Here is a 14,075-nt window from a genome sequence, read left to right as displayed (position 1 = left end):
AACAATTGTTTACATGCATTTTCTACCGCCCTTTCCCGTTGATGCCAATCACCCATTGGATGTAGCGATGGCGCGCGAGTCCCTGCGGCTGCGTGCGCAGCAGTCGGTCAGCGCGCGCACCATGGTCGTGGTGGCAGCCATCGTGGCGGCGATCTGCTTTGGCTTCTCCACGCCGGCCTGGCGTGTGCTGGCCTGGATGTTTCCCGTGCTGCTCATGGCCCAGATCAATGCCGTGCTCAGTGCCCGAGCGCTGGCAGTGCTCGATACCGCCGACGCAGCCGCGCTGGCCCGGCAACAGACCGATCACTGGTGGATCACCGTGGCCAACCAGGCCCTGATGGGGACGACCGTCTGGTGGATCGGCTATGGCACCACGGGGGGCATCGCGACGTTTGCCACCGTGCTGCAACTCATCTACCTGGGCGGCGCGCTGGTGAATGCATCGACGCATCCGGCGACCTTCATCGCCGGGGCGTGGATCAACCTCGCCTTCGCTGCGGTGTTCTGGCTGACCCAGGGCGGCACGAACGGCCTGCCGTTGGCCCTGGCCCTGTTCGGCGTGGGACTGGTGGTCGCGGTCTCGTCGCGCCAGACGGCGCAGGCATTCCGCGATTCGCTGCAGATCCGCTTCGAGAACGCGGATCTTCTGCGCCAGTTGGGAGAGGGAAAGCAGGTGGCGGAGGAGGCGAATGCCGCCAAGTCGCGCTTTCTTGCCGCCGCAAGCCATGATCTGCGCCAGCCCCTGCACGCCCTGCTGGTCTTTTCATCCCTGCTGCATCGCCATGAAACGCCCCAGACTGCGCAGCTGATCGCCCACATCCGTGATGCCGCAGGCTCGCTGGACAAGCTGTTCTCGGGGCTGCTCGATCTCTCCAAGCTCGAAACTGGCAGCATCGTGCCGCAGATGCAGGCCCTGAACATCGCTGCCATGGTGAAGGACCTTGCGCGCGAGTTCCAGCCCCGGTGCGCAGCCAAAGGGGTGTTCATCGAGACCGAAGGCGACGATGAGGCGTGGGTGCTGAGCGATGCCTTCCTTTTGGAGCGCATCCTGCGCAACCTGGTGGACAACGCGGTGAAATACACCAACGACGGCGGCGTCGTGGTTTCCGTGCTCGCGCAGGAAAGCGTGGTGGAACTGCGGGTGCGCGATACCGGTATCGGCATTGCCCATGAAGCGCAGGCCCGCGTCTTCGAGGAGTATTTTCAGGTCGGCAATCCCTCGCGCGACCCGGGGCAGGGCAGTGGCCTGGGTCTGGCCATCGTGCGCCGCCTGGCGACCCTGCTCGGGCTGGAAATGGGCATGCATTCGAACCCGGGCCAGGGAACCACCTTCACGCTCACCCTGCCGCAGGCGCCGATTTTCGAGGGCACGGGCGTGGGGGCCCTCGCTGCACCGGCCCAGCCGGTGTTGACCAGGGCCGTGGATGTCTGGCTCGTCGAAGACCATGCCCTGGTCCGGATGGCGACTACCCAGGCGCTCGAGTCATGGGGATGCAAGGTCACGCAATGGGAGGGCATGCCCCCCGATTCCGCGATCGACGCGGCCGCCGCGCCGCCGCATGCGCTGGTCGCCGACTACCGGCTCTCTGGCGATGCCACGGGCCTGGACGTGGCGCAGCGCCTGCGCTCGCGCTGGCCCGCGCTGCCGGTGGCGATCATCACGGGAGACCCCGGCATCGACCTCCACGAGGTCGCCCGCCTGGGCAACATCGCGATGTGGCAAAAGCCGGTGTTGCCCTCGCTGCTGGTCAACTGGCTGGCGGAGCTCGGCGAGCCCGCCACCGACCGCCATGTGCCAGCCTTGGACCCTGTTGCCGACAGGTCCGGGACCATCGGCCTTTCGTGACACCGGTCCGGCATGGGCCCATGCCCCGCGCAGCAGGCGCGGTGCCGTTTCAGCTGCCCATTGTGTTGGGCAGCTTATTTCACGCGATGCGTACGCCCTGCCGTGCGCAGACGTAGACCGCTTCGGTGCGGCTCTGGACGTTGAGCTGGCGAAAGATGACGCTCAGGTGCGATTTCACCGTCTGGTCGCTGATATTGAGCTCGCGCGCAATCACCTTGTTGGGCAGGCCGCGCAGGATGGCCGCCAGCACATCCCCCTGGCGCTGGGTCAGCTCGGGAAACGCCTGGGTGAGGTCGCTGGGCAGGTGCTTGTCCGAGGCCGCCAGCGTCCTCCCGGGGCCGGAGAGCAGGGTGGCGGGCAGGTAGATCCCGCCCGAGGCGATGGTGTTCAGGGCGAGCATCAGCGTTTCCGGCTCGGAGTCCTTGGCGATGAAGCCCACCGCGCCATTGTCGATGGCCGTGCGCACCAGGGTCGCACTCTTTTCACCCGACAGCACGATCTGGCGTGCCTGGGGCACCAGTTCACGGATGGCCACCATGGCATCGGCTCCGGAGAGGCCTTCCATGTGCCAGTCCAGCAGCACGATGTCTGCGGGCCGCGCCCGCAGTTTTTCGAGCCCCTCTTCGCAGCTGCCAGCGATCTGGGTGTCGATGCCGAAACCGAGCTCGGCGAGCAGCAGGCGAAGTCCCTCTCGAAACAGGGAGTGATCGTCAATGACAAGAACATTCATGGATGGAAATGCGGGGCATCACCGTCATGCCACAAAGGCCACATGCACGGTCGAAATGGATTGGATGGCCATCGGATGACACATTTGGTATCACGCCGACTATGCCATGGTCTTGGCGTACCTGCTTTGGGATGCCCCCGATTTTTTACCATTTGGTGGAATTGCCTGCCTCAGAGCCTGCCCCGGCGCCTCAGCGCATGGCCTTGATGGCCTGCGCCGCCCGGGTGACGAGCGCCGGGCCCTCGTAGATCAGCCCGGTGTAGATCTGCACCACGTCCGCGCCCGCGCGGATCTTGCTCACCGCATCGTCGGCGCTCATCACGCCGCCCACGCCGATGATGGGGAACTGGCTGCCCAGTGCGGCGCGCAACTGGCGGATCACGGCGTTGCTGGCTTCTAGCACCGGTGCGCCGCTCAGGCCGCCTGTCTCTTCGGCATGGCGCAGGCCCTTGACGGCATCACGGGCAATGGTGGTGTTGGTGGCGATCACGCCGTCCATGCCATGGCGCTGCAGCGTGGCGGCGATCACGGATACCTGCTCTTCGCTCAGGTCGGGTGCGATCTTCACGAAGATGGGCGTGCGCTTGCCGGTCTGCCTGGCGAGTGCTTCGCGGCGTTCGGCGATCGCACCCAGCAGCCCGTCCAGCGCCTCGTCGCTTTGCAGCGCGCGCAGGTTCTGGGTATTGGGCGAGCTGATGTTCACCGTCACGTAGTCGGCGTGGGGGTACACGCCATCCAGGCAGGCGAGATAGTCGCTGGTCGCATTCTCGATGGGGGTGCTGGCGTTCTTGCCGATGTTCAGGCCCAGCAGCATGCGCGGGCCGCGGCCTTTGTGCTCGCGAAAGCGCGATTGCTGCACGTTGCGCAAAAAGGCGTCCAGCCCCTCGTTGTTGAAGCCCAGGCGGTTGATGAGGGCGCGCTTCTCGGGCAGGCGGAACATGCGCGGCTTGGGGTTGCCGGGCTGGCCCTTGGGCGTCACGGTGCCCACCTCCACGAAGCCGAAGCCCATGGCGCCCAGCGCGTCGATCACGCGGGCGTTCTTGTCCAGCCCGGCGGCCATGCCCACGCGGTTGGGAAAGGTGAGCCCTGCCAGCTCGATGGAATCGTCCACCCGGGTGTTGCACCAGGCCCACTGCAACGGCGTGCGTTGCCCGCGGGCCAGCATGTCCATGGTGAGTTCATGGGCGGCTTCGGCATCCAGGCCGAAGAGGAAAGGGCGGGTAAGGGCGTAGGGGATCAGGGACATGGGGGGATGACAGGGGATAATTGCGCAACAACCTCCGATTTTCCCCCATGACGACCTCCACCCCCCTGACCCAAGACGAACTCAAGGCCCTCGTAGGCCAGGCTGCCCTGCAATACGTGGTGCCTGGCGAGATAGTGGGGGTGGGCACGGGCTCCACCGTCAACAAGTTCATCGACGCGCTGGCCAGCATGAAGGACCGCATCAAGGGCGCCGTGTCGAGCTCGGTGGCCAGCACCGAACGCCTGAAGGCGCTGGGCATTCCCGTGTTCGATGCCAACGAGGTCGAGGCCCTGTCGGTCTACATCGACGGTGCCGACGAGATCGACGGCCAGGGCCACATGGTCAAGGGCGGCGGCGCAGCGCTCACGCGCGAGAAGATCGTGGCCGCACTGGCCGGGCGTTTCGTCTGCATTGCCGACGAATCCAAGCTGGTGCCTGCACTGGGCAATTTCCCGCTGCCGGTGGAGGTGATCCCGATGGCGGCGCAGAACATTGCACGCCGCTTTGCCGCACTGGGTGGCACGGCCTCTGTCCGCCAAAAGGACGGCCAGCCCCTGGTGACCGACAACGGCCAGCACATCCTGGACGTCACCGGTCTGACCATCACCGACCCGCTGGCTTTCGAGTCCGACGTCAACCAGTGGCCTGGCGTGGTCACGGTGGGCGTGTTCGCGCACCAGAAGGCGTCGGTGTGCCTGCTGGGCACTGCGCAGGGTGTGAAGACGCTGAGTTATTGAGCAAGTGCGGCGCTGTGGGCGCCGCATACAAAATGGGCCGCAGTTGCGGCCCATTGTCATATCGGAGTGTGGCTGCTCAGAACCGGATGCCTTGGGGGTTGGTGGGCGACGGACCCTCGGTGGACGGCGCCGGGCGTGCGCGTGGCGATGCCGTAGCAGCAGGCGACTCCGAGGCGGCGGCTGCAGGGGCTGCCGCAGGGGCGGCGGCCGTCAGTGGCGTGGGTGCAGGGCGTCGGTAGCTGGCCGACAATTGCGATGTCTTGGGATAGCCGGCGACATCCAGGTACTGCGTCCATTCGGTGTCCTGGAAGCCGACCATGCGCTGGCCACCGATGGTGCCGTAGGGCAGCGAGGTGTCTCCGCTGAGCTTGCGCAGTGCCTCAAGGTCCTCGTTGGTGCTCACGGTGCGCTCGGTGAAGGGCACACCGCGGTTCACCAGCAGGCTGCGTGCACTGAGGCAGGGCGCGCAATCGCTGCCGGTGTACAGCGTCACGGGAAAACGCTGGGCGATCCGCGACAGTTCCAGCGGCAGGCCGCTCGTGCTCCCCACGGCACCCGTCGCGGGGTTGGTGGTGGTGGCCGTGGCCTTGCTCGCATTGTCGGGTGCGCGGTCCGAGAAGGTGACCTTGCCATCGGGCCCGACGATGCGGTACACCGTTTGCGCCTGGGCTCCCGCGCAGGCAAGCAGGACCAGCACCGGGGCCAGCATCGGCAGGGACAGCAGGTTCTTGCGCATCGTCTTACTCCTCGGAATCCGTGTGTTGTGGGGAAACTCAGGCCGTGGCCGGCTCGGCCATGCCCTGGTGGCGCATCAAGGCGTCCAGGCGTGGCTCGCGGCCCCGAAAGGCCTTGAACGACTCCATCGCCGGGCGGCTGCCGCCGGCCTCCAGAATGGCCTCGCGGTAGCGGCGGCCGGTCTCGGCGCTCGGCTCGCCATCGCTGCCCACCGTTTCTTCAAAAGCGGCATAGGCGTCGGCGCTCAGCACCTCGGCCCACTTGTAGCTGTAGTAGCCCGCAGCATAACCGCCCGCGAAGATGTGGCTGAAGGTGTGCGCGGTGCGGCTGAACGCCGGCGGCTGCAGCACGGCCACTTCGGCACGCACCTGGTCCAGCAGGGGCATGATGTCCCGGGCCGGGTCGTGCTCGGTGTGCAGCAGCATGTCGAACAGCGAGAACTCGATCTGGCGCAGCGTCTGCATGCCGCTCTGGAAATTCTTCGCGGCGATCATCTTGTCGAACAGCGCGCGCGGCAGCGGCTCGCCCGTGTCCACATGGGCCGTCATGTGCTTGAGCACGTCCCACTCCCAGCAGAAGTTCTCCATGAACTGGCTGGGCAGCTCCACCGCATCCCACTCCACGCCGCCGATGCCCGAGACGTCGCGCTCGTTCACCTGGGTCAGCATGTGGTGCAGGCCGTGGCCGAACTCGTGGAACAGGGTGATCACGTCGTCGTGCGTGAGCAGGGGCGGCTTGCCGTCCACGCCGCTGGCGAAATTGCACACCAGGTGCGCCACCGGGGTCTGCAGCACGCCGGTGTCGGGGCGCAGCCAGCGGGTGCGCACGTCGTCCATCCAGGCGCCGCCGCGCTTGCCGGTGCGCGCCGGCTGGTCCAGGTAGAACTGGCCAACCAGCGTGTCGCCGCGCTCGATGCGGTAGAACTCCACGGCCGGGTGCCACACCGGCGCGCTGTCGCGGCGGATCGCCACCTCGAACAGCGTTTCGATGATCTTGAACAGGCCGGCCAGCACCTTGGGCGCCGTGAAGTATTGCTTGACCTCCTGCTCGCTGAAGGCGTAGCGCGCTTCCTTGAGCTTCTCGGCCACGTAGGGCCAGTCCCAGGCCTGGGGTGCGGTCAGCCCGAGGCTGGTCGAGGCAAAGGCACGCAGGTCGGCCACGTCCTTCTCGGCATAAGGCCGGGCGCGGTGCGCCAGGTCGCGCAGGAAGGCGACCACTTCGGCAGGCGAATCGGCCATCTTGGCCACCACCGAGACTTCGCCGAAGTTGGCGTAGCCCAGCAGTTGCGCTTCTTCCTTGCGCAGTGCCAGGATCTCGCTGATCAGCGCGGTGTTGTCGTACTTGCGGGCATCGCCTTCGGCCTGGTCGGAGGCACGGGTCACATAGGCGCGGTAGATCTTCTCGCGCAGGGCGCTCTGGTGGGCGAACTGCATCACCGGCAGGTAGCACGGCATCTTGAGCGTGAGCTTGTAGCCGTCCTTGCCCTCGGCCTGGGCGGCATCGCGCGCGGCCTGCAGCACGTCGGCAGGGATGCCATCGACCTCGGCGTCGGTGGCGTAATAGGCAAAGGCGTCGGTCGCGTCCAGCGCGTTCTCGCTGAACTTCTGGCTCAGCTCGGCCTGGCGCTCCTGGATCTGGGCAAAGCGCTCCTTGGCGGTGCCGACCAGTTCCGCGCCGCTCAACACGAAGTTGCGCACGGCATTCTTGTGCGCCTGGCGCTGCTCGGCGCTCAGCGTGGCGGGGTCGATGGCCTTGTACTTGGCGTAAAGGCGCTCGTCGGCACCCAGGCGGGTCCAGAATTCGGTCACGCGGGGCAGGGCGGCGTTGTAGGCGGCACGCAGCTCGGGCGTGTCGGCCACGCTGTTGAGGTGGCTCACCGCGCCCCAGGCCGTGCCCAGTTGCTCGGTGGCCACGTCCAGCACCTGGGCGATGGCGTCCCAGCGGGCGGGAAAGTCGGGGGCGGTCACCGTCTCCAGCGCCACGTTGGCACGCTCGAGCAGCACGTCGACCGCAGGCGCGACGTCCTCGGGCGTGATGCGGTCAAACTGGGGAAGGCCGGAGAATTCGAGAAGGGCGTTGCTCATGCGGTGTAGATGGCGCCTCGGGGCGTAGGTTCAAGGGTTTGTCAACGGGCAGCCGTGCGCTCGGCTGCCTCGATGGTGTTCACCAGCAGCATGGTAATGGTCATCGGGCCAACCCCGCCAGGCACGGGGGTGATCCAGCCAGCCACTTCCTTGACACCCTCGAAGTCCACGTCGCCGCAGAGCTTGCCTTCGGCGTTGCGGTTGATGCCCACGTCGATCACGATGGCACCCGGCTTGACCATGTCGGCCGTGAGCGTGTTGGCGCGGCCCACGGCCGCCACCACCACATCGGCCTGGCGCGTGTGGTAACCCAGGTCGGGCGTGCCGCTGTGCGTCACGGTCACGGTGGCGTTGGCCTGCAGCAGCAGCAGGGCCATGGGCTTGCCCACGGTGTTGCTGCGCCCGATCACCACGGCATGCTTGCCCTTGAGCGACTGGCCGGTGGATTCGATCAGCTTCATGCTGCCGTAGGGCGTGCAGGGGCGAAAGCCCTCCAGCCCCGCCATCAGCTCGCCGGCCGACAGCACCGAATAGCCATCCACATCCTTGGCGGTGGAAATCGCCTCGATCACCTTGTGCGGGTCGATGTGCTTGGGCAGGGGCATTTGCACCAGGATGCCGTGAACGCTTGGGTCGGCATTCAGCGCGGCGATGCGCGCCATCAGCTCGGCCTCGCTCAGCGTGGCCTCGTACTTCTCGAAGACCGAGCGCACGCCGCTGTCCTCGCAGGCCTTGACCTTGTTGCGCACATAGACGGCCGAGGCCGGGTCTTCGCCCACCAGGATCACGGCCAGGCCGGGCTGGTGGCCGCGCGCGGTGAGGGCAGCGGCGCGCTGGGCGACTTCGCTGCGCAGTTGGCGGGAGAGGGCGGTGCCGTCGATGATGTGGGCTGTCATGGCTGGAATACGGTCAAAAAGAGCAACAGGCGCTCTGATGGGGTCTAAGTGCCAGGCTCTGTTGGCCTGTTGGAACAATGTCTTCTACGGATTTGCATGCAAGCGGATAACTAGGCGGGGAGCCGCAGACAGTGCTATGGCACGGCAAGGCTCACCAACGACGTTAGCCGCTTGCAGGCAAATCCGTGTCAGCCCTTGGGGGCATTTTGGCCGAGGGCGATCTTGAGCAGGTCGGCCACGGTATTGGCGTTGAGCTTTTCCATGATGTTGGCGCGGTGTGCCTCCACCGTCTTGATGCTGATGCCCAGGTCGTCGGCGATCTGCTTGTTCAGGCGGCCGGCGACGATGCGCTCGAGCACCTGCGCCTCGCGGCTGGTGAGCTTGGAGAGCAGGGCATCGCGGCTGGCGGCCTGCTGGTAGCCGGCAAACGCCTCGCGGGCATGGTCCAGCATGCGCTCGACCAGGCCGACCAGCTCTTCCTCGTCGAAGGGCTTCTGGATGAAATCGAGCGCACCCTTCTTCATGGTGTTCACGGCCATGGGCACGTCGCCGTGGCCGGTGATGAACACGATGGGCAGCGGCGATTTGCGCTCGATCAGGCGGTCCTGCAGCTCCAGGCCGGTCATGCCGCCCATGCGGATGTCCACGATCAGGCAGGCCACTTCGCGCGGGTCGTAGCGCGACAGAAAGGTCTCGGCCGAATCAAAGCAGCGCACCCGGTAGTCCTTGCCTTCCAGCAGCCACTGCAGGGAGTCTCGGACCGCTTCGTCATCATCCACGACGTATACGGTGCCTTTTTTCGGAATCAAGCTCATGCAATTGTCCTTGGAGTATGTGCGTTTGCTACAGAATTTGTAGTGTCATCGGCAGGCTTGGCAAGCGGCAACCAGAAGGAGAACCTGCAGCCCGTGACCTCGGAACCATTGTAGATGTTCTCTGCATGCATCCGGCCCTGGTGCGACTCGACGATGCTGCGGCACAGATTGAGGCCCATGCCCATGCCTTCCTGCTTGGTGGAGAAGAAGGCTTCGAACAGGCGTTCGAGCACTTCGGGCGCCAGGCCCTTGCCCGTGTCCAGCACCGAAAACTCGACCACGCCGCGGTCCTCGATGGTCTTGGGCACCACGCGCAGTTCCACGCTGCGGCCGGCCGTGGGGCGGTTGGCCTGCTGGATGGCCTCGGCGCCGTTCTTCATCAGGTTCACCAGCACCTGCTCGATCAGGATGGTGTCGGCCATCACGGGCGGCAGGCGCGCGGCGATGTACAGCGTCAGGCGCACATGGTGGCGGCGCAGCTCGATGTCGGCCAGCTCCACGGCCTCGGTCACCATCGAATGCACATCGGCCAGGGCGCGGTTGGGCTCGCTCTTCTTCACGAAGGAGCGGATGCGCTGGATGATCTGCCCGGCGCGCTGCGCCTGGTGGGCGGTCTTCTGCAGGGCCGTGAGCAGGGCTTCCTCGGTGAGCTGGCCGCTCTGGATGCGCGAGACCATGCCGCTGCAATAGTTGTTGATGGCCGTGAGCGGCTGGTTCAGCTCGTGCGCCACGCTGGATGCCATCTCGCCCATGGTGATCAGGCGGCTCACGGACTGGGCGCGCTCGGCCTGGCGCGAGGCCTGTTCCTCGGCCTGGCGGCGCGGCGTGATGTCGGTGGCGATCACCATCTGCGCCAGGCGCCCGTCCACCCAGTTCAGGTAGCGCGAGCGCACCTCCAGCCACTTGCCCAGGTCGGGCAGGAAGATCTCGGCGTTTTCGGTGCGCGCGCTGGTCAGGGTGTCGGTGGGCAGGCCCATCAGCCCGTCCTCGTCGTCCACGCCCGATGGCGTGCTGCCCGCCACGGGCACCACGCCGGCCTGGGCCACCAGTTGCAGGTGGCCGCCGGTCTGCGAGCCGAACCACTGGCGGTACAGCTTGTTGGCGAACAGCAACTCCTCGCTGCCCAGCGGCGCCACGGACACCGAGGCATCGAGCGATTCGAGCACGATGGTGAAGCGCTCGTGCGACGCCGAGAGCTGCTCGCGCACCCGGTTGGGCTCGGTGATGTCGGTCATCGACGTCATCCAGCCGGTCTGGTGGCCATGGGCATCGATCAGCGGCGACACGTACAGGCGTGCATCGAACAGCGTGCCGCTCTTGCGCCGCACGCGCACCTGGAAGCCGCCGACGATGGTCTTGCCGCTGAGCTCGTCGCGCAGCTTGGCGTGCAGGGCCTCGTGGTCCGAGTCGGGCCAGTAGGGGAAGGGGGCCTTCAGGCCCACCAGCTCGGCCTCGCTCCAGCCCGTCATCTGGCAGAAGGCGGCGTTCACGTAGGTGATGCGGCCTTCCATGTCGAGCGCGCGCATGCCGGTGAGGATGGAGTTCTCCATCGCCCGGCGGAAATTGGTCTCGGCCACCAGGGCCTGCTGGGCCTGCATGCGCCGGCGCGTGTGGCGCCAGGTGGCGATCAGCATCCAGGCCGTCATGGCGCTGAGCGTGCCAACCAGCCAGAACAGGCCGCTGCCCACCACGCCCAGCGAGGTGCGGTAGGCCTGGGCGCGCAGCACCAGCCCGTTGCCCACGGGGGAGACGGGCACCTCGTACTCGTTGGCGCGCGGGCTCCAGGGCAGCAGCTGGGTGGCCGGGTTGCGCGGGCCCAGGGGCGTACCTGCCAGCACCTGGTTCTTGCTGTCGAGCAGGGTCACGGCGTAGCGCGCCAGCACCTCGGTGGGCGTGCCGTAGCGCAGCAGGCTGTCGATGGAGTATTCGCCCAGCACCACGCCACTGAACTTGCCCTGGTTGTTCAGCGGCACCTGCAGCTGCAAGAGGGGCGTGATGTCGCCCGCCGTGGCGGCCGGCTGGGCGTACACGGGCTGCTGCAGGTCGCGCGCCAGGCCATAGGTGTCGGCCGTGTCGCCGGCCTTGAGCACCTCGCCAGCGATGCGCAGCTCGCTGCTGGCCAGGGTGGGCGCGGCGTGGCTGGCGCGGATGCGGCGGCGCTCGTCGATCCAGGTGATGGCCTGCAGCTCGGGGTACTGGCTGATCAGGGTCTCGGCCCGGCTCACGAACTCGGAGCGTTCGAGCTCCTGGTTGGACAGGTCGCGCGCAATGCGCATGAGCTGCTCCTGGCGCTCCAGCAGGCGCAGGCGCACGCGCTGCTGGGCGTATTCCACATCGCGGCGCAGGGCTTCCTGCTCGCGCTCGGCCTCTTCGGCGCGCAGGTACCAGAAGGCCGCCACGATGGCCGCCAGGAACATCAGCACGGCCGCCAACGGCGCCAGCGCAGCAAACCGGTCCTGCCGGGTGGGCGAGAGGCTGCGCCACCACTTGCGCCACCAGCGCGCAGGGGCCGCAATGGGCGAAACCGTGGTGGGGGGAGCTGGGTCGGTGGGGTGCATGCCCCTCAAGTGTAGAGGAGGCGCACACCTGGTAACGGACAGCAGGGACAAACCTGTCCACGATCCCTTGCGGCGGGTTTTGCAGGCAGGCCGTGGCCGTTTGCGAACGCTCGTTCTTGTGCGTTCGCAGCAAATTCTCATAATATGATATCAATGGGCACCATTTGAAATTCAAGAAAAGTTGTGCGAAACTAGGGGCAGTGTTCTAAATTGCTGCCACACCTACAGGAGACAAAGCATGTCAGCTCAGCCCGATCAAGAGGCCGGTTTCGGCCTCGGTACCGACGTCGATCAGCAGGAAACCCGTGAATGGATGGATGCGCTGTCCGCCGTGATCGACAAGGAGGGCCCCGAGCGCGCCCATTTCCTGCTGGAGCAGCTTCTGGAGCACGCGCGCCAGAGCAGCATCGACATGCCGTTCTCGGCCAACACCGGCTACGTGAACACCATCGAGGCCGACCAGGAAGCCCACTGCCCCGGCAACATCGCCATTGAAAAGCGCCTGCGCGCCTACATGCGCTGGAACGCCATGGCCATGGTCGTGCGCGCCAACCGCCTGAACCCCGCCGACGGCGGCGACCTGGGCGGCCACATCGGCTCGTTCGCATCGGTGGCCAGTATGTTCGGCGCCGGCTTCAACCATTTCTGGCATGCCGCCAGCGAAAACCACGGTGGCGACCTGCTGTACATCCAGGGCCACAGCTCGCCCGGCATCTACGCCCGCGCCTACCTTGAAGGCCGGCTGACCGAAGAGCAGCTCGACAGCTTCCGCCAGGAAGTGGACGGCAAGGGCCTCTCCAGCTACCCGCACCCCAAGCTGATGCCCGAGTTCTGGCAGTTCCCCACGGTGTCCATGGGTCTGGGCCCGCTGATGGCCATCTACCAGGCGCGCTTCCTCAAGTACCTGCACGCCCGTGGCATTGCCAACACCGAAAACCGCAAGGTCTGGGTGTTCTGCGGCGACGGTGAGATGGACGAACCCGAATCGCTGGGCGCCATCGGCCTGGCTGCGCGTGAAAACCTCGACAACCTGGTCTTCGTGATCAACTGCAACCTGCAGCGCCTGGACGGCCCGGTGCGCGGCAACGGCAAGATCGTGCAGGAGCTCGAAAGCGAGTTCCGCGGCAGCGGCTGGAACGTCATCAAGCTCTTGTGGGGCAATGGCTGGGACACCCTGCTGGCGCGCGACAAGACCGGCAAGCTCAAGCAGCTGATGATGGAGACGCTGGACGGCGACTACCAGGCCATGAAGGCCAACGATGGTGCCTTCGTGCGCAAGAACTTCTTCGGCCGCTACCCCGAGACGCTCAAGCTCGTCGAGCACATGACCGACGAGGAGATCTTCGAGCTGCGCCGCGGTGGCCACGAGCCCGCCAAGGTGTACGCCGCCTTCCATGCCGCCAACGCGCACAAGAACCAGCCCACCGTGCTGCTGGTCAAGACCGTCAAGGGCTATGGCATGGGCAAGGCCGGTGAAGGCAAGAACACCGTGCACCAGACCAAGAAGCTCTCGGACGAGGACATCAAGTACATCCGCGACCGCTTCAGCATCCCGATCCCGGACAGCCAGCTGGCCGACATCCCGTACTACAAGCCGGCCGACGACACGCCGGAAATGCAGTACCTTCAGGAGCGCCGCAAGGCCCTGGGCGGCTACCTGCCCAAGCGCCTGCCCAAGGCCGAAGAGAGCTTCACCGTGCCCTCGCTCGACACCTTCAAGGCGGTGCTCGAACCCACGGCCGAAGGCCGCGAGATCTCCACCACCCAGGCCTACGTGCGCTTCATCACGCAGTTGCTGCGCGACCAGGCCCTGGGCCCGCGTGTGGTGCCCATCCTGGTGGACGAGGCCCGCACCTTCGGCATGGAAGGCCTGTTCCGCCAGATCGGCATCTACAACCCCAAGGGCCAGCTCTACACCCCGGTCGACCGCGACCAGGTGATGTACTACCGCGAAGACAAGGCCGGCCAGATCCTGCAGGAAGGCATCAACGAAGCCGGCGGCATGGCCAGCTGGATCGCTGCCGCCACCAGCTACAGCACGAACAACCGGATCATGATCCCGTTCTACGTGTACTACTCGATGTTCGGCTTCCAGCGCATCGGCGACCTGGCCTGGGCGGCGGGCGACATGCAGGCCCGCGGCTTCCTCTTGGGCGGCACCTCGGGCCGCACCACGCTCAACGGCGAAGGCCTGCAGCACGAAGACGGCCACAGCCACATCCTGGCCGGCACCATCCCCAACTGCGTGAGCTACGACCCGACCTTCGCCCACGAAGTCGGCGTGATCATGCACCACGGCTTGAAGCGCATGGTCGAGCGCCAGGAAAACGTCTTCTACTACATCACGCTGCTCAACGAGAACTACCCCATGCCCGGCCTGCAGCCCGGCACGGAAGAGCAGATCCTCAAGGGCATGTACCTGTGCAAG

The 14,075-nt window shown here is 66.2% G+C and carries 10 protein-coding genes; 3 read left to right on the top strand and 7 right to left on the bottom strand.

Features of this window, described 5'->3' with window-relative positions; all coding sequences use genetic code 11:
* Positions 1–67: 67 nt before the first annotated feature.
* Complete coding sequence (locus tag U5N23_RS13050) at positions 68–1,846, top strand: hybrid sensor histidine kinase/response regulator (RefSeq protein ID WP_322593243.1); 1,779 nt, start codon at positions 68–70, stop codon at positions 1,844–1,846.
* Positions 1,847–1,925: 79 nt separating this feature from the next.
* On the opposite strand, the gene U5N23_RS13045 is transcribed toward U5N23_RS13050, so the two are convergent.
* Together U5N23_RS13045 and U5N23_RS13040 are read right to left on the bottom strand one after the other, a co-directional pair.
* Positions 1,926–2,576 (bottom strand): response regulator transcription factor, encoded by a 651-nt coding sequence (locus U5N23_RS13045; RefSeq protein ID WP_322593242.1) that lies wholly within the window; start codon positions 2,574–2,576, stop codon positions 1,926–1,928.
* 190 nt (positions 2,577–2,766) lie between these two features.
* Positions 2,767–3,822 (bottom strand): quinone-dependent dihydroorotate dehydrogenase, encoded by a 1,056-nt coding sequence (locus U5N23_RS13040; RefSeq protein ID WP_322593241.1) that lies wholly within the window; start codon positions 3,820–3,822, stop codon positions 2,767–2,769.
* 47 nt (positions 3,823–3,869) lie between these two features.
* On the opposite strand from U5N23_RS13040, the gene rpiA reads away from it, so the two are divergent.
* Positions 3,870–4,559, top strand: a complete 690-nt coding sequence (rpiA, locus tag U5N23_RS13035; protein ID WP_322593240.1) for a ribose-5-phosphate isomerase RpiA — start codon at positions 3,870–3,872, stop codon at positions 4,557–4,559.
* Between the two features lie 76 nt (positions 4,560–4,635).
* On the opposite strand, the gene U5N23_RS13030 is transcribed toward rpiA, so the two are convergent.
* The 5 genes from U5N23_RS13030 to U5N23_RS13010 form a co-directional block, all read right to left on the bottom strand.
* Complete coding sequence (locus U5N23_RS13030; protein WP_322593239.1) at positions 4,636–5,295, bottom strand: glutaredoxin family protein; 660 nt, start codon at positions 5,293–5,295, stop codon at positions 4,636–4,638.
* 37 nt (positions 5,296–5,332) lie between these two features.
* On the bottom strand, positions 5,333–7,378 hold the full coding sequence (locus U5N23_RS13025; protein WP_322593238.1) for a M3 family metallopeptidase: 2,046 nt from the start codon (positions 7,376–7,378) through the stop codon (positions 5,333–5,335).
* 41 nt (positions 7,379–7,419) lie between these two features.
* Complete coding sequence (gene folD, locus U5N23_RS13020; RefSeq protein WP_322593237.1) at positions 7,420–8,274, bottom strand: bifunctional methylenetetrahydrofolate dehydrogenase/methenyltetrahydrofolate cyclohydrolase FolD; 855 nt, start codon at positions 8,272–8,274, stop codon at positions 7,420–7,422.
* Between the two features lie 188 nt (positions 8,275–8,462).
* Positions 8,463–9,089: a response regulator transcription factor gene (locus U5N23_RS13015; RefSeq protein ID WP_007848524.1), complete on the bottom strand. Its 627-nt coding sequence runs from the start codon at positions 9,087–9,089 to the stop codon at positions 8,463–8,465.
* Positions 9,086–11,647: a PAS domain S-box protein gene (locus U5N23_RS13010; RefSeq protein WP_322593236.1), complete on the bottom strand. Its 2,562-nt coding sequence runs from the start codon at positions 11,645–11,647 to the stop codon at positions 9,086–9,088. The genes U5N23_RS13015 and U5N23_RS13010 overlap by 4 nt, the downstream gene beginning before the upstream one ends.
* A 238-nt stretch (positions 11,648–11,885) precedes the next feature.
* Between U5N23_RS13010 and aceE the strand changes: the two genes are divergently transcribed.
* Positions 11,886–14,075, top strand: a 2,190-nt coding sequence (aceE, locus tag U5N23_RS13005; protein ID WP_322593235.1) for a pyruvate dehydrogenase (acetyl-transferring), homodimeric type, incomplete at its 3' end; no start/stop codon positions are given.

Source organism: Acidovorax sp., assembly GCF_034519795.1.
Lineage (GTDB): Bacteria > Pseudomonadota > Gammaproteobacteria > Burkholderiales > Burkholderiaceae_C > Acidovorax.
This window is presented reverse-complemented; position numbering and strand designations above follow the sequence as displayed.

Coding starts and splice junctions, on each gene's coding strand:
- U5N23_RS13050 (WP_322593243.1), top strand. CDS start 68: ATGGCGCGCGAGTCCCTGCGGCTGCGTGCGCAGCAGTCGGTCAGCGCG.
- U5N23_RS13045 (WP_322593242.1), bottom strand. CDS start 2,576: ATGAATGTTCTTGTCATTGACGATCACTCCCTGTTTCGAGAGGGACTT.
- U5N23_RS13040 (WP_322593241.1), bottom strand. CDS start 3,822: ATGTCCCTGATCCCCTACGCCCTTACCCGCCCTTTCCTCTTCGGCCTG.
- rpiA (WP_322593240.1), top strand. CDS start 3,870: ATGACGACCTCCACCCCCCTGACCCAAGACGAACTCAAGGCCCTCGTA.
- U5N23_RS13030 (WP_322593239.1), bottom strand. CDS start 5,295: ATGCGCAAGAACCTGCTGTCCCTGCCGATGCTGGCCCCGGTGCTGGTC.
- U5N23_RS13025 (WP_322593238.1), bottom strand. CDS start 7,378: ATGAGCAACGCCCTTCTCGAATTCTCCGGCCTTCCCCAGTTTGACCGC.
- folD (WP_322593237.1), bottom strand. CDS start 8,274: ATGACAGCCCACATCATCGACGGCACCGCCCTCTCCCGCCAACTGCGC.
- U5N23_RS13015 (WP_007848524.1), bottom strand. CDS start 9,089: ATGAGCTTGATTCCGAAAAAAGGCACCGTATACGTCGTGGATGATGAC.
- U5N23_RS13010 (WP_322593236.1), bottom strand. CDS start 11,647: ATGCACCCCACCGACCCAGCTCCCCCCACCACGGTTTCGCCCATTGCG.